We start from the raw sequence: 15,345 nt of genomic DNA on the forward strand, positions 1-15,345 counted from the left end.
AGGAGGCCGGATGTTCGCCCGCTGGACGCAGCTCGACCTCACCCGGATCCCGCGGGGCCGGTCCGTGCTCGCCTCGGTCACCATCGACTCGGTCGCCAGCGGCGCCCTGGTGCCGTTCGTGCCGCTGTACTTCGTCTTCCGGGCCGGGCTTTCCCAGCCCACGGTCGGCGTGCTGATGACGCTGGCCGCGGTCCTCGCCCTGCCGGCCGGCACCCTGGCGAGCCGGTTCGTCGGGCGGTTCGGCTCGTCACGCTGCCTCGTGGTCATCAACTACGCGCGGGCGGCCGCCGCGGTCGGGGCCCTGTTCGCGACCAGCCGGGTGCTCGCCCTGCTCGTCCTGCTGCTGTCGACGGCGGGGGACAACGCCTTCTGGGCCGGCAATTCGACCTTCGTCGCCGACATCACCGGGGACCAGCGGCGCCGGTGGTACGCGCTGGAAGGCAGCATCCGCAACGCCGCCATGGGGTTCGGTGCCCTGGTCGGCGGAATTTCCGTCGGGTTCGCCGGCAACGGCGGACTGACCGTGTTCATGGCGCTGAACGCCGTGTCGTTCGTGGTCGCGGCCGTGTTGCTGCGCGGGGTGCGCACCACGCCGCGGGTCACCGACACCGAGCGCCCGGCCCGCGCGTTGGCCGTCTACGCGGACGTGAAGTTCAGTGTCTTCCTGATCGCCTCGGTGCTGCTGGTGGTGCCGCTGCTGGCGATGCCGTCCGTGCTCACGCTGTCCCTGGTCCAAAGAGGACAATGGGGGGCGGGGCTCGCCGGGGCGCTGATCGCGCTCAACGTCGTCATCCTCGTGCTGCTGCTGCCGGTGGTGTCGCGGAAGGTGGAGCGGTACCAGCACCGGACGGTCATGGTCGCGGCGGCGCTGTCGATCGCGGCCGGTGCCGCCGTGCTCGGCGTCGGATTCCTGCTGCCGTCCGGGGGGACGGCGGTGTGCGCGGTGTTCGGCATGGTCGGGCTGACCGCCGGCGAACTGCTGAGCACGTCGGTGATGAACGACTTCGTGGCCCGGATCGCGCCGGCCGCCCGGCTGGCCCAGTACATGGCGGCCTACCAGCTCGGCTGGGCCGCCGCCGGGCTGCTCTGGCCGGTGGTGATGCTGTCGCTGACCGCACGGGGCGGGACGGTGGTGTGGCTGGTGACGGCGGCGTGCGGGGCGCTGGCCGCCGGGGCGTGCACCATGGTCCGCCCGGCGCCCGTCCTCGTGGCGGCCGCGGTCCGATGATCCTCGTCGAGCGGCAGCCGGGCCGCGCCCTCCAGACGGTCTGCCTCACCTTCGGCCGTGGTCAGCGCGACGAGCCGCTGCCGGGCCTGGCCCACCTGGTGGAGCACGTGTTCCACTGCCGGGGGGAGGCCGGGTCGGGCCGGTTCTTCTCCTCGCTGCGCACGGCCGGGGCGATCTGCAACGCCTACACCGGGGCGGACTACGTCCAGTTCTGGGTGAGCGTGCCCCCGGCCGGGCTCGGCCGCTGGGCGCGGATCGCGCGGCGGCAGCTCGCCGATCCGGTGCACGCGCCGGCCGCGGTGCGGCGCGAACTCGACGTGATCGCGCAGGAGGTGGCGATCAAGGTGCTGCGGCACCCGCAGCGCGGGTTCAGCGTGCAGTACAACCGGGCGGCGCTGTTCGACGACGAGGCCAACGCGCACTGCGGCTTCGTCGACAACCCGGCGCTCCGGGACCTGACGCCCGGTGACCTGGACGGGGCGTTCCGGTTCTTCCTCGACCCGGCGGTCGCCCAGGTCGCGAGCGTCGGGCCGCTCGAGCCGGCCGAGGTGGGGGAGCGGCTTTCGCCGTTGCTCGACGTGCTCGATGGGAGTGCCGTGCCCGACGCGCCGCGGCCGCACGAGCTGAGCGGGCCGCGGGTGGTCCGGATCGAACGGGCCGAGGACTCGCCGCACGCCCGCGCGGTGTGCTTCCCGGTGGTCCGCACCGGGCGGTGGCTGACCGACCTCGCCGTGGCCCAGGTCGTCGCCGCCCTGCTGGGGCAGGGTGGCGGGCGGTCGCTGGCCGGCCGCCGCGCGCCCGCGGGGACGAGCGTGACGGCGCGGGCCGGGATCAGCGGCGACCCGAACGAGGACCGGTCGCCGACATGCCTGACCGTCGAGGCGACGGGGGAGACGGAGTGGCTGCCGGACGCGCTGGCCCAGGCGCTCGGGGTGCTGGCCGGCGGGCTCGATCCGGCGGTGGTGGCGGATGCCGCGCGGTGGGTGCGCACCGGGGCGCTCAAGCGGTTCGACCGGCCGGTGCCCCGCACGCGCGCGGCCACCTGGCTGCGGATGTTCGCCGGCGCTTCCGTCGGGCACTACCTCGATGCGTTGTCCGAAGTGGACAGTGAAGGTGTGGCGAAAGCCGCGGTGGAACTGGCCGCGCACGGTGGGCGGGAGATCGTGCTGTGACCGCCGTCCTGGACGGCCTGCCCGTGCGGATCGCGGCCGGCGGGACGGCGCGGACGCCCGCCGACGTGTACCGGTCCGGGATCGCGTCCGGGCTGGCGCACGTGCGGTGGACGCTGGCCGCGACCGGCGCGTCCGCGAAGGTCGCCGAGGCGTGGAAGCGGGCGGTCGTCGCGCGTCCGGAGTGGCGGGGCATCGCGGCGAGCACCGGCGCCGGGGTGGGCACGAAGGTGCTCGCCGGGGCCCCGGCGTTGTCGTTCACCGTGACCGAAGACCGGCTCGGCGAGCTGCTCGGTTTTCTCGACGGCACGGCCCTGACCTGGGCGGATCTGGATGTCGCCGACGTCGGACGCGCGCCGGACCCGCGCCTCGCCGCTCGCCGGCTCGCCGCGGGCGAAGACCCGGTCGTCCGGACGGACGGGCCGCTCAAGACGCACCTCACCGTCCTTGCCGACCTCGACGGAACTCCCGAGCCCGGCCCGATCCGCGAACCGCCGGCGAACCCCGCGGAGCCGGGCCGCGGCGGCGGAACGCACCGGGCCGGAAGCGGACGGCAGACCTGGTGCGCCGTGTGCTGGGACCTGCCGCCGGTGGACGCCGCACAGGCCGCGGCGGCGGAGTTGTTCCTGTTCGGCGTGGCCGGAGCACCGTTCGCGCCGCTGTACCAGGTGCTTCGGGACGACCTCGGGATCAGCTACGGCCTGCGCACCAGCGTCCAGCGCCGTCCGGGCGCGGCGCGGGCGTGGCTCGAACTGGGGTTCCCCACCGCGCGCGAGGCCGAGGTGCGCGCGGCGACCGAGCGGGTGCTCGGGCACCCCGACGTCCGGCGGTGGATGGAGAACGCGCGGAACGTGCTGCTGTCGTCGGTGCTCGCCGCGCTCGATTTCGGGAGCGGGCAGGCGGATGCGCTGGCGTTCGGGCACGTCGTCGGTGATCCGGCATACTCGTGGAAGGTCGCGGGGCACCTGGCCGACCGGCGGCCGGACCGCGTCCCGGGCACGCTGCGCACGCTCGGGACCGCGAACATCGGCAGCTATCAGGCGTGAGGAGAAGAACCGTGCGAATCCGAGCGGCCGTCGAGGACGACCTCACCGCCATCGCCGAAGTCGGGCACCGCACCTGGCCGCCCACCTACGAACCGTTGGCGGGCAAGGAATACGTCGCCGACGGGCTCGCGCGGTGGTGGTCCGGCGAGCTCCTCCGCCAGGCGCTGGAGCGCACGTTCGTCGCGGAGGACGCCACCGGCGAGATCGTCGGCATGACCAGCTTCGGGCCGGTCGAGGACGTGCTGGTCGTGTGGAAGCTCTACGTCGTCCCGGAAGCGCAGGGGTCCGGCGCCGGAACCGCGTTGCTGCGCAAGGTGATCGACACCGCGGACGAACAGCACCGGGCGGTGCGGCTCGCGTACATCGCGGGGAACGACCGGGCGGCGAAGTTCTACGCCCACCACGGATTCTCGTTCCTGAGGCTGGAGAGCCACGCGAACGGCGGCCCGGATTCGGTGTGGCTGGAACGTGCCGTATCCGGCCGGTGACGGCGGTCACGCATTTCGAAGGGCACGGTTCGGCCGTCAAGAACGCGCAGGGCGAGATCGAAGGAAGGGTGTTTACACGGCCTCGGTCAGGCGCGTGGTTCGTCCTCGAGCGCGCCGACCTCTCCGGGGTCTTCCGGCGCGGGCATGTGCCGGATGCTGTCGCTGCCCTTGTGGTCGTGAGCGCGGTCGTACCGGGAATCCAGCACCCGCCCCAGCTTGTGCGCCGCTCCGGTGTACGCGTCGTCCACGGTCGTCGCGTGGTGCGTGACGGCGACCGGTTGTTTCCCGCCGGGCCGCGCCTCGATCACGCACTTCTTGTCGTCCGGCTTGCCGCCGTCCTCGCTGAGGTGCACCTCCACCCGGGTCAACCAGCCGCCGAACCGGGAGAGGCTGTTCTCCAGGTCGGTCGTCACGTAGGTGGCCAGGCCTTCGCCACCGTGGATGTTGTGGTCCGTGTTGACCTGGATCTGCACGAGCGACCTCCAAAGCGGAACGGCGATGATCTCCGTCAGTACCCACCGGGGCGGCGGGCTCAAACCCGCACCTGGCAGAGGGGCCGCGACTGCCGCAGGAGCTCCGTACCTGATCGGTGTTCATCGGGTTGAGCAGTTCCTGCCCGTCGCGGAAGAACTCGAACAGCGTCGGGTGATCCATCATCTGCGGAGTGAAGTCGGCGCGGATTCCGAGAACGACGACCACGCCCGGGCCGATGATTTTTGTGAGTTCGTCGATCCAGACGTCACGGTCCGCCGGATCGACCACGGTGAACAGCTCCTCGGCCTGCTCGACGACCACCAGCGACGGTCGCCCACCCCGGTCCTCGATGTGGACAGGCCCATGGCTTGGAGTGGTCACCAGCACCTGCCAAACGCCCTCGAGGGCGGGCAGCAGCCCGGCGCGAAGCAGTGACGACTTGCCTACGCCGGAGGTGCCGACCAGCACTACCGCGCCCCCCCACAGCCGCTCGTGCCTCGACCTGGGCGGCCAACCGGGCGATGGCTTCATCGCGGCCGAAGAACCACTCGGTGTCGTCCCGTTCAAACCGGGCCAGGCCGCGATAGGGCGACGGGGAGGTCGTTCTGCCGGTGCAGCGCGTCACCCGTTCCAGGGCCGCCAGCCACTCGGCCACCTCATCCGGGTCGTCGACGCCACACACGGCCAGGATGTCGGTGAGGATCGAGGCTTCGTTCAGCTGGGGCAGGTGCTTACCGCTGAAGTAGCCGCCCACGGTGCTGTGTGGTTTACCGGTCTTACGGGCGATCTGCCGCACGGTCAGTCCTGTCTTCTTCAGGGCCACCAATGCCTGCGTGAACTCCTCCCTGGTGCACAGATCGCCGAGATCCACCTCGCCTCGCTCGCTCACGATCCCCTCCTCGCCTGGGGTGGCGGCCTCCGCTGGGTGCTTCCCGGAGCAGCCCCGCCGAGTGCGGCGGGCAAACACGGCCGGCCTCTACTGCATTCTGGAGGTGACGACTGGCCGCCAGCATCACTCGAATGGTGGCAACGCCTACGCCGATAGCGCTCCGGGCGACGAAACCGCTGGTGTACGGCCTGTACGAGGCTTGTCCGGAGTTGTCCGACCCTCGCCCAACGGCTTCCGCAACCCCCGCTCAGCCCGGTCTGCTTGGGGACCCGACGCGGCCCGTCGATCACGACGAGACGCAATGGACAAGGAGGACCGGATGACACAACAAGCCACTACCACGGCCAACCACGGAAAGGAGCGCAGAGGGAGGGTGTGGAGACTGCTGCGCAACGCGGTGGCCGCGGTCGCTATCGCTGCCGCGCTCGCCACCGGCACCGCTGTGGCGACGCCCGGCACGGCCGAGGCCGCGGTCGCCAGCTGCGGCGACGCCCTTGCAGTTGCGAGCTGCGTACTACGCCCTGGCCTACGGGCACATCTGGATCGCCCGGCAGTACGCCAACTGGGGCTGGTGCTCCGGATTCCGCCTGAGCATCTACCCATGGGAGAGCCAAGGCTACTTCGGCTACGCCTGCAACTGGGACAAGCACGCCGGCTCCATACGAACGATGCTCCACTGAACGCGCCTACCTCCGCTCCTCCCCACCAACGAACCTCAAGATCATCTTGGCGACTTCGTGCCGCATGTAGAACCAGGCCGTGTCGCCGCTACGACGCCGTTCGAAGGGAGCTTTCCGCCGAGCAATTTCTGAGCGGACCCCAAGAAGCCGGACAGCTGTTGCGCGGTCGCGCCGATTAGCGTCTCGACCCCCGACTGCACGCGTTCCCATCTCACCAGCTGGCCGCCACTTGGAGTGTCCAGAGGGTGGCGGTGAAGGTTGGGCCCCAGCTGGTGGTGGTGTCGAGGTCGCAGTGGGCGCGGAGGCCGTGGTGCCGAGGGGGAGTCCGCGGTCGATGCCGAGGCCGATGAGTTCGACGGGGGTGCAGGGTGTGCCGGGGGTGTCGGGGTTTGGCGGTGGGTGCGGTAGCCGTAGCTCTCGTCGGCATGGTCGGCACGTCGATCTGTTCGATGATGGGGTCGGCACCGGATTCAGGCCGTAGGGCGTCAGGAAGCCGTCGGTCTCACGGTACCGACAAGGCTGTCGTTCGCCCCGAAAAGGTCTTGTCCGACGTCACCCGAAATCACCCAACGGCCCAGAAAGCGATCTCTTGACCAGCGGGTTCGGAGTTCGAGTCCCTGATGGCGCACCCCCACTGCCCAGGTTGAAGATCTCTTCGACCTGGGTTCTGTGTTATCTGGAATCATTGCTTCAGTTTCATCACCGGGATGGGATCTCGTCTCCCGGATCCGCCGGATCGAGGTGGGGCCGACCGGGCGCTGCCACATTCCGGCAAGGAACCCGTGGTCCCGAAGACAACTGAGGAGAGACGCCCTCGGCCGGAAACCGGGTAGCCGTTGGTGCCGGCCCAGGCGCGAATTTGCCGGCTGTGTTCACGGCCGGTCGAGGTGGCCGTGGTCGACTGTCCCACCACGACGCGGACCTTGCGTCCGCCGACCCGGTGGCGAATACCTCAAGATCAGGTATCGGACGACATCCCGCGATGACGGATGGGCACCGGACTGGGCCCTGAGGAGGCGTACAGCTTCACGGCCTGGAGGAGCTCGTCGTTCTCGCTCGGCGTGCCGATCGATACCCGGACGGCGCCATCGATCAGGCTGCTCCGGTCTCGCAGCTTGATACCCTGCTCTGCCATGGCGGCACACAGACGCCGCGGGTCCTCGGTACGCAGCAGGAGGAAATTGGCGTCCGAGGGGAAAACTTCGATCACCGCTGGTGACTGCGACAAGGCCTCGCGTACGCGATCCCGCTCGGCCACGATGCGGGCGATGTTCCGGTGTCCGTAGGCGATGCCGGCCGGCGAGATCGCCGCACCGATGGCGCGGATGGCCGTGACGGTGAGCGGGTACGGGGGCATGATGCGGCGCAGCACCCCGATCAGCTCGGGGTGGCCCAGCGTGATGCCGCAGCGCTCACCGGCGAGGCTGTACTCCTTCGACAGCGAACGAACGACGACGAGGTTGGGCTGGCCGGCGATCTCTCGAGCCAGGGACGGCTGACCCGAGTAGTCGACGTACAGCTCGTCCACCACCACCATCGCCCGTCCTCGTAGCTCTGCCGCGAGACGCAGGACAGACGCCCGTTCCATCACGTTGCTCGTCGGGTTGTTGGGCGAGCAGACGAAGACGAGCTTGATCCCCGGGTCGGCGTCGCAGGCGGCCAGCACGGCATCGACATCGAGCTGGAACGAGCCGGGGTTGAGGGGCACCCGACACACCCGGGCGCCCTGGATCTCGGCAGCGGTCTCGTACATGACGAAAGTCGGCGGCGTGATGAGGATGGCGTCCCTGCCTGCCGCGCAGAACCCACGGACCAGCAGGTCGATGGATTCGTCAGCCCCCCGAGACAGGAAGATCTGCTCGATCGGAAGTCGGTGGATGTCGGCGAACCGGCCCAGGAGCGACGCCGGTTGTGGGTCCGGGTACCGGTTCAGGCCCTCCTGCTCGGGGCCGCCGGGAAAGGGCGGATAAGGGTTCTCGTTGGCGTCAAGGCAGATCCGGGCGGACTGGTCGCCCTCGACACGCGCCGACGTGTAGGGCCGCATCGCGTAGATCTCCGGCCGCACGAGCGCGACGATGTCCTCCACGATCCATCCCCTCCGCCGCGGCCCGGTCCCCGGCAATGCACGGCACAGTACCGGAGGGGGCGCGGGGAATCAGCGGTGCGCGTCATCGGGCGCCTTCCAGGCGTACGCCTTCGCCTGGATGCCGAACAGCTCCGCGTACAGCCCGCCGTGTGCGATCAGCTCGGTGTGGCTGCCGGCCTCGGCCACGCGGCCCTCTGAGAGCACCACGATGAGATCGGCCATCCGGACCGTGGAAAAACGGTGCGAAACGAAGACGGTGACCGCGCCCGACTCCTCGCCGACCCGGCGTGCGTTCTCCGCATACCGCTCGAAGAGCACGTGCTCCGCCTGCGGGTCGAGCGCCGAGGCCGGCTCATCGAGGATGAGCAGTAGCGGCCCGGTTCGCATCATGGCCCGGCTCACCGCGAGCTTCTGCCACTGACCGCCGGACAACTCCACACCCCGGGTCCAGGACTTGCCCAGCTGAGTGGCGAGTCCTTCATCCAATCGGGCCACGACATCCTCGGCGCGGGCGCGCTCGATCGCCGCACGGACCGCGGTCGCGTCGTCCCGGCGCGGCAGGTCACCGACACCGACCACCTGCCCGGCGGGCAGTTCGAACCGGACGAAGTCCTGGAACGTCGTGGCCAGCCCGGCCCGCCAGTCCGCGGCCGGGAATGTCCTGACGTCGACACCGTCCAGCAGGATCCGCCCCGTCGTGGGCCGGTAGAAGCCACAGAGCAGGTTGATGAGGGTGGACTTGCCCGCGCCGTTCTCCCCGACGATCGCCACCGTTGACCCGGCCCGCAGATGCAGGTCGACACCGTGGAGCACCGGTTGCGTGGTACCGGGATAGGCGAACGACACGCCTTCCAGTTCGACGCCGGAGCGGATCCGATCGGGCACCGCCGCCGTGGCCGCCTCGGCCTGCCCCGCGGTGACCGTCTGCCGCAGCCACCGCAGGCGCGTCATGCCCTGGGCCATCCGCTGCAGCTTGCGGAACAGCTCCAGCGCCGCGGTGACCTGCTGATTCACCTGGACCGCCAGGACGATGACCAGGACCACGTCGCCTACGCCCGCGTGCCCGGCGACCGCCTCGCGCAGGACCAGCAGGACCGCACCGACATACGCGACGCCGAAGACGAGCTGCCCACCCGCCTCGACCAGGGCGGCCCGCCGCTCGGCCCGCCACAACACGGCCTCGACCTCGTGCCAAAGCGTCGTGTGCCGGCGCCGAAGTTCGCCCTGCAGGCGGAACAGGCGCACCTCCTTGGCCGGTCGCGCGCCGGTAGCCAACCCGAAGAGGTGGCTCGCCTGGCGGGTCGTGGCCGCCGACTCCTCCTTGGCACGGTTGACGGTCCGCTGGGCTCGCTGGCTCGCCAGCACCGGCGGCAGCGCGGCCAGCGGCAGCAGGAGCAGCCACGGATCGAGGAAGACCAGCAGCAGAGCGGTGATGACGACCGAAGTCACCAGGGACACCAGCGACATCAGGCCCAGCATGCCGTCGTGAAACTCCGCCATGCCCTTCTTCAACAGCTCCAGCTTGTCGGCGTACTCGGCGTTCTCGTACTGCTCGATGCCAGGTGCGGTGTTGGCCAGTTCGATCAGCTCCGTCTCGAGCGAGATCGCCGCCATCTCGGTGGCCTCCGCGTACGGCACGTACGCGAAATGCTGCAGGATGAGAGCGCCGATGAGACCGCAGATGATGAAGGCGGCAGCGGCGGTGACGCCGGAGATATCCCCGGCGAGCGTCTTGTTCACGCCGTGCTTGAGGGCGAGCGCCAGCAGCGGCCACGATGCGCCACCGAGTGCCATCAGCAGGATGGACACGGCCATCTTGCGGCGGCTGACCCGCCACACGATCGCCAGCATGCTGCGGATGCTCGTCAACGCCGTCATGCCGGCACCTCTGCGTCGCTGTCGGCATCTTCGTCGGTGAAGCGCCGAGCCTGCAGGTCGAACAGATGCGCGTAGGTGCCGCCCGCGGCCATCAGCGCCGCGTGTGAGCCGTCCTCGATGATCTGCCCGCCGGACAGCACGATGATCCGATCGGCGCGCCGCACGGTCGCGAACCGATGCGAAATGAGCAGCGTGGTGACTCCGCGGGTCAACCCGGCGAACTCGTCGAAGAACGCGGCCTCGGTGCGTACGTCCAGCGCTGCCGTCGGCTCGTCCAGGACGAGAACCCGCGCACCGGCGGCCACCGCGTACAGCGCCCGGGCGATGGCCAGCCGCTGCCACTGCCCTCCCGAGAGCTGCCCGCCATCGGTGTGCCGGCGGCTCAGCCGCGTGTCCAGGCCATTCGGCAGCCGTTGGAGCACGTCGAGCACACCGGCCGCCATCGCGGCCTGTCGCAGCGCATCCGAGGTGGGCGGCTCTTCGACCGCGCCGAAGGCGATGTTGTCCCCGGCCGTCAGCTCGTACCGGTTGAAGTCCTGGAAGATCACGGCGAGCTGGCGACGCCACTGGTCGATCGGTAGATCGCGGATGTCTCCGCCGTCCACGAGTACCGCGCCGCCGGCCGGGTCGTACAGCCGGGCCAGCAGCTTGACCAGGGTGGTCTTGCCGGCACCGTTGAGTCCGACGATCGCCGTGCACTCGCCGGCCCGCAATGTGAGGTCCAGTCCTTCGAAGACCGGCGATGTCCCGCCGGGATAGGCGAACGACACCCCGGCGAAACTGATGTCCCGCGCCGGCAGGCCCCTGATGTCCGGCAGTGCCGCCGAAGCATCCCCGTGCGCCGGCGACTCGGCCGCCTCCAGGTCGCGCACCTGCCGCTCGAAGACGTCCATCGCCCGCGCCGCCAGCATGCCGAACTGGGTGGCCGTGTCCGCTTCATGGTAGAACTCGCCCAGCAGTACGGCCGACACCATGGCCTGCAGGGTGAGCGCCAGCGCGAACAGGGACAGCTCGCCGGCCGCCGCGGTACGCAGGACAGCCGCCAGCACGGCGAAGCCGATCACCAGGCCCGCGACCGTGAACCAGACGAAGTTGCCGACGCTGACCCGGCGGCGCTCGCGCCAAACCGGGCGCAATGCCTCGACCGCGGCCGACCGGTAACGCTCCTTGACCCAGTCCGCCAAGCCGAACACCCGCAGTTCCTTGGCGCTCTCCGCGCCTATCCCCAGAACCCGGAAATACTCGGCCTCACGGCGATAGCGCGTCCGATGAGGCCAAAGCCTCGTGTATATCCGGACACCACCACGCTGACCGAAGCGGAACGCCATCGTGACCAAACCGGTGGAGGCTGCAGCCCACCACGCGTACGTCACGCCGATGACACCGAGGAACCCGAGCAGCCGCGAATAGCGCAACACCAGGGCCAGCGTTCCGACGGCAGCGTCGCCGGGCGTGCGGTTGCCCTTCTCCAGCCCCTCGGCCGCCTGCTCGAGCTGGGACAGCGAAGCCTGGTCCTCCAGCGGGGTGATCGAGGCGGTCCGCAGGGACGCCGCCATCAACCGGTCGTGAAAGCGCCCGTCCACCCGGTGCTTCAGCCGTTGCCCGAGCGACACCGAGAGCGGGGTCAACAGCTGCTGCAGCAGGAAGGCCGCGCCGGCCACGACAAAGGCGATCACCAGTTCACGCCAGGCCGTCGAGCCGAGACCGCCGGCCACCGCACCGGGTGCCCGGCCGATCACCGCGCTGGTGGCCACGACGAATCCGACCGGCAGCAACCCGACGCCGACATTGAGTACTGTCAACATCGCGGTCGATCGGACCGGAACGCCGCGCAGCTGCGCGAGGAGAAACAGTCGTGGTTCCACGGCCTCGGCCCAATACCGCGTCATGCGCGCCCGCATCAGCGGCTTCCCTCCGGCAATGAGCCCAGCAGCGCCTCGGCCACGTCGGCGGCGCACAGATCCTCACGCAAGGCGCGTGACAGCAACGGAGCCAAGGCCGCCAGGAAACGACGGACGCGTTCACCCGGCAGAACCGCCGTATCCGCCAGCAGGAACACTTCGCAGTGCGGTCCACGCTGCGCCAGGCCGAGGCAGAACGTCATGTCGCTGTAGGTCAGACCCCGTACTAGGAACGGCTCGCCGGTGGTGCCGCCGGTGGCACCCGGCTCCCACTCGCGGCCCAGCCGGGCGTCGTTGAAGTACCACGACAGATCGGGCCGGTCGGCACCAGTGGCCTCGTCCCGCAGTGCCGCCAGCGCGACCGGGTCGCAGCGGCCGTTGAAGTAGGCCTCCGTCGCGTTCCGGTACGTCGCTCTGATCAACTCGGACAGCGGCCTGCCGTCGCCGCCGTGGTGCACGACGAGTGCGTCCTGCACGGCGGAACCCGCGTTCAGGCGCTCGCGTGGGGTGAAGCGGTTGCCCGAAATCAGCAACAGCCCGACAGTGTCCTGCTGTTGCAGTGCCGTGGTCCCGATCGCCGCCAGCGTCAGCATCACGGTGGACGTCGAGGTGCGGGTCCGGCGAGCGAGCTCGGCCGCGTGGACCGCCACTTCGGACGACCACAGTGCCCAGCGCTGCCACGGCGGATCCGCCCGCGGTACCTGCGGCGTCGCGGTCATCGGCGGCAGCTCGGCGAGTCGCTCCCGCCAGTACGCGAGTGCTTGCCCGCTGCGGCGCTGTCCGCCTGGAGACCGTTGCTCGGCCACCTCGTCGACGGGCTGCAGCGGGTCCGGAAGCACGACGGAGTCACCACGGATCCAGCAGGCCAGGCTCTCGGTGAGCCGCTCTACGCTCCACCCGTCGAAGGCCAGGTGGGAGACGACGACGGCGATCGAGCGGATGCGGGCCTCGGCGCTGATCAGGCAGACGCGCACCGGCCAGTGGACGGCGTGGTCGAACGGTTCCGCGGCGAGCTGCGCGGCGCGCTCCCGCGCCCTTCCGTCGACCTCGCCGAGCTCCGCGTCGAGCACCTCGACATGGAGCATTCCGCTCGCCGCGACCCGCTGCAGCGGTTCGTCCCCGGCCGCGACGAACCTGGTCCGAACCGGCTCGTAGGTTTCGGCGAGACGACGGATCGCGGCCAAGCAGGTGCCGAGGTCGGCGCCGGGTACACCGAGGTCGACGAACCGGGTGATGTTGAGACCCGCGAATGCCGCCCCGTACTGCAGCATCGGCCGCCACATGTGCATCTGTCCCCAGGTCAGCGGAGCCGACCGGCCCGCACCGTCGAACGGCACCGCGACCCGGCGGACCCGGCCGGTCCCATCGGGGACGAAGAGCTCCTCCGCCGCCGGGATGTCCTCCTCGACGTCCGGCTCGGAGGTCCCGGCGGTGAGGGACGCCGGCTCGGTCGTCGTGTCCGACCGGCGTGCGAGTGCGGCCAGGGCCTGCGGTGTACCGTGCTCGAAGAACTCGCCGATGGAGACGTCGATTCCGGCGTCCTGCACCAGTGACATCGCCTGGACCACGCTCATGGAGTCGCCGCCGAGGTCGCGGAAGTCGTCGTCCGCGCCCACTCGCTCGAGGTGTAAAACGTCGGCGAAGATGTCGCAGACGGCCTTCTCGCCCGGTGTGGCCGGCTCCCGGAACACGCCCGCCGTGTCCGGCCGGATGCCACGGCTCCCGGCCAGCCGGGCGTAGTCGATCTTACCGTTCGGGGTGAGGGGGAACTCCCGGGTCACCACGTAATGCGAGGGCACCCACGGCTCCGGCAGCTCCGCCAGCAGACGCTCGCGGACGACCCCGACCGACGGCTGCGAGCCCGGCACAGCCCGCAGCAGGGCAGTCAGCCGTGGCACCTCCTGGCTGTCGGGGATCACCGACACAACGGCCTCGGCCACTCCCGGGCAGCGCAGGACCGCCTCCTCCACCGTGGGCAGGGCGATGCGGTGCCCACGGATCTTCACCTGCCGGTCGGAGCGTCCGAGCACCTCGACCACGCCGTCCGGCGTCATCCGGGCCAGATCACCGGTGTACAGGAGACGTTCGCCGGGCCGGCCCCACGGATGCGGCCGCCAGCGCCGGGCGGTGAGCGCCGGGTTGCCGTGGTAGCCGCGGCCCACGACCGCACCGGCCAAACACAGCTCGCCGACCTCGCCGTAGGGCAGCCGGCGGCCATCCGCGCCGACCACATGGACCTCCGCGTTGTGGATGGGACGACCCACCGGCAGGCGCTCACCGAGCGGCTCGTCGCCCCGGATCCAGTACCAGGTGGCCCCGCAGGTCTCACTCATGCCGTAGTGGTTGGCGTAGCGGGAACCGGGGCTCTCGGCCATCCATCCGGTCAGCGCCGGTGTACGCACCAACGGCTCGCTGCCGATCATGTAAAGCCGAGCCAGGCCCGCCACGTCGCCGATGGCTGTCAGCGCGCGTACGTGCGAAGGCGTGAGCTTCAAGAACCCGCACCCTCGCCGGCGCGCCTGGTCGCGCAGCTCATCGAAGGCGACCGGCTCCGGCGCGACGTCCAGCTCCCACCCGGCAACCAGAGCGGTGAACAGAGTCATCACCGAGCCGACGAAGTACAACGGCGCGTGCAGCAGCGCGCGCTCGCCCGGCTCCAGCGCGAACTCCTCGGCGCACCAACGGACGTAATTCACCAGCTGGCGGTGGGTCCCCAAGACTCCCTTCGGTGGTCCGCTCGTGCCGGACGTGTACGCCACATAGGCAAGGTTTTCCCCAGCCACGGCCGGAAGGCCGGGCGTCTCGTTCTCCTCGTCGTCGCCCATCATCGTGACGACGCCCTCGTAGCCGGCGAGCGTCGCCCGGCCGGCGTCGTCCGTGAGCACCGGCGGGTCGCCCGCGTCGCGCAGTATCGTGCGCAACCGCGACACCGGGTCGGTGGTGGGCAGCGGAAGGTAGGGCGAGCCGGACCTGAGCACGCCGACGATCGCCACGACGGCGTCGCCGGATCTGGGCAGCAGGACAGCGATCGGCCGCTCCGGACCGGCGCCGAGGGCAACCAGTCGGGATGCGAGCCGTCGGGTCCTGCCTGCCAGCTGGGCCCGGGTCACGGTCGTACCGGCAAACCGGACGGCGATCTCGTCGGGAAAGCACTCGTTGCGACGATCGATCAAGTCCGAGATGCCGACGTCCGGGACCGGCACGGCGTGGCCGCGGGCTCCGGACTCCTCCGGTACGACGCCGGGCGGACCTTCCTCGTGCAGGTGCCACGGCCGCGAGCCCGGTTCCCGCACCGACCGCGGACGCATGTCCGTCCAGCTACGCCCGATGTGATCGAGGCACTCGTCCTCGCTACCGGTCGTGCCCATCGGCGTCCACCCGGCGGGCGGCGGCGTTTCCACCGGCCAGACGGAAAACTCCTGCTCGTCGTTACGCACCACGACGAACTTTCCGGTCGCCGGCCGGTCAACGTCCTGCATCAGGATTTCCTTCGAGTTGTCGGGTCG

At 70.4% G+C, this 15,345-nt stretch carries 11 protein-coding genes and 2 pseudogenes; 5 read left to right on the forward strand and 8 right to left on the reverse strand.

What is annotated here, in order from left to right; genetic code table 11:
* Positions 1-10 precede the first annotated feature (10 nt).
* The 4 genes from ACLJQE_RS32450 to ACLJQE_RS32465 are packed head-to-tail and all read left to right on the forward strand — an operon-like array spanning position 11 to position 3,931.
* Complete coding sequence (locus tag ACLJQE_RS32450; protein ID WP_410643336.1) at positions 11-1,228, forward strand: MFS transporter; 1,218 nt, start codon at positions 11-13, stop codon at positions 1,226-1,228.
* Positions 1,225-2,400, forward strand: coding sequence for an insulinase family protein (locus ACLJQE_RS32455; protein WP_410643337.1), 1,176 nt, complete (start codon positions 1,225-1,227; stop codon positions 2,398-2,400). Before ACLJQE_RS32450 ends, ACLJQE_RS32455 begins: the two co-directional genes overlap by 4 nt.
* Positions 2,397-3,443, forward strand: coding sequence for an insulinase family protein (locus ACLJQE_RS32460; RefSeq protein WP_410643338.1), 1,047 nt, complete (start codon positions 2,397-2,399; stop codon positions 3,441-3,443). Before ACLJQE_RS32455 ends, ACLJQE_RS32460 begins: the two co-directional genes overlap by 4 nt.
* An 11-nt stretch (positions 3,444-3,454) precedes the next feature.
* A complete protein-coding gene (locus ACLJQE_RS32465; RefSeq protein ID WP_410643339.1) occupies positions 3,455-3,931 on the forward strand; it encodes a GNAT family N-acetyltransferase in 477 nt (158 codons plus the stop codon).
* Positions 3,932-4,017: 86 nt separating this feature from the next.
* Here the strand turns inward: ACLJQE_RS32465 and ACLJQE_RS32470 are convergent, their stop codons facing one another.
* The 3 genes and pseudogenes from ACLJQE_RS32470 to ACLJQE_RS32480 all read right to left on the reverse strand — a co-directional run.
* The gene (locus ACLJQE_RS32470; RefSeq protein WP_410643340.1) at positions 4,018-4,404 is read right to left on the reverse strand and encodes an HPF/RaiA family ribosome-associated protein; all 387 of its coding nucleotides are present in this window, start codon (positions 4,402-4,404) and stop codon (positions 4,018-4,020) included.
* Positions 4,405-4,561: 157 nt separating this feature from the next.
* Positions 4,562-4,936, reverse strand: a pseudogene (locus tag ACLJQE_RS32475) (hypothetical protein); the annotation flags it as partial.
* A pseudogene (locus tag ACLJQE_RS32480) lies at positions 4,899-5,372 on the reverse strand (helix-turn-helix domain-containing protein); the annotation flags it as partial. The pseudogenes ACLJQE_RS32480 and ACLJQE_RS32475, both read right to left, overlap by 38 nt.
* Before the next feature lie 416 nt (positions 5,373-5,788).
* Between ACLJQE_RS32480 and ACLJQE_RS32485 the strand changes: the two are divergent.
* The gene (locus ACLJQE_RS32485; RefSeq protein ID WP_410643341.1) at positions 5,789-5,974 is read left to right on the forward strand and encodes a hypothetical protein; all 186 of its coding nucleotides are present in this window, start codon (positions 5,789-5,791) and stop codon (positions 5,972-5,974) included.
* A gap of 682 nt (positions 5,975-6,656) precedes the next feature.
* On the opposite strand, the gene ACLJQE_RS32490 is transcribed toward ACLJQE_RS32485, so the two are convergent.
* The 5 genes from ACLJQE_RS32490 to ACLJQE_RS32510 form a co-directional block, all read right to left on the reverse strand.
* On the reverse strand, positions 6,657-6,887 hold the full coding sequence (locus ACLJQE_RS32490; protein WP_410643342.1) for a histone-like nucleoid-structuring protein Lsr2: 231 nt from the start codon (positions 6,885-6,887) through the stop codon (positions 6,657-6,659).
* 45 nt (positions 6,888-6,932) lie between these two features.
* Complete coding sequence (hisC, locus tag ACLJQE_RS32495; RefSeq protein ID WP_410643343.1) at positions 6,933-8,060, reverse strand: histidinol-phosphate transaminase; 1,128 nt, start codon at positions 8,058-8,060, stop codon at positions 6,933-6,935.
* 69 nt (positions 8,061-8,129) lie between these two features.
* A complete protein-coding gene (locus tag ACLJQE_RS32500) occupies positions 8,130-9,938 on the reverse strand; it encodes an ABC transporter ATP-binding protein (RefSeq protein ID WP_410643344.1) in 1,809 nt (602 codons plus the stop codon).
* Complete coding sequence (locus tag ACLJQE_RS32505; protein WP_410643345.1) at positions 9,935-11,839, reverse strand: ABC transporter ATP-binding protein; 1,905 nt, start codon at positions 11,837-11,839, stop codon at positions 9,935-9,937. The genes ACLJQE_RS32500 and ACLJQE_RS32505 overlap by 4 nt, the downstream gene beginning before the upstream one ends.
* On the reverse strand, positions 11,839-15,318 hold the full coding sequence (locus ACLJQE_RS32510) for an AMP-binding protein (protein WP_410643346.1): 3,480 nt from the start codon (positions 15,316-15,318) through the stop codon (positions 11,839-11,841). Before ACLJQE_RS32510 ends, ACLJQE_RS32505 begins: the two co-directional genes overlap by 1 nt.
* Positions 15,319-15,345: the final 27 nt, after the last annotated feature.

The organism is Amycolatopsis sp. lyj-346 (genome assembly GCF_046548975.1).
GTDB lineage: Bacteria > Actinomycetota > Actinomycetes > Mycobacteriales > Pseudonocardiaceae > Amycolatopsis.

Bases quoted from the DNA above. Each gene is read 5' to 3' on its own strand.
- ACLJQE_RS32450 (WP_410643336.1), top strand. From the start codon at position 11: ATGTTCGCCCGCTGGACGCAGCTCGACCTCACCCGGATCCCGCGGGGC.
- ACLJQE_RS32455 (WP_410643337.1), top strand. From the start codon at position 1,225: ATGATCCTCGTCGAGCGGCAGCCGGGCCGCGCCCTCCAGACGGTCTGC.
- ACLJQE_RS32500 (WP_410643344.1), bottom strand. From the start codon at position 9,938: ATGACGGCGTTGACGAGCATCCGCAGCATGCTGGCGATCGTGTGGCGG.
- ACLJQE_RS32505 (WP_410643345.1), bottom strand. From the start codon at position 11,839: ATGCGGGCGCGCATGACGCGGTATTGGGCCGAGGCCGTGGAACCACGA.
- ACLJQE_RS32510 (WP_410643346.1), bottom strand. From the start codon at position 15,318: ATGCAGGACGTTGACCGGCCGGCGACCGGAAAGTTCGTCGTGGTGCGT.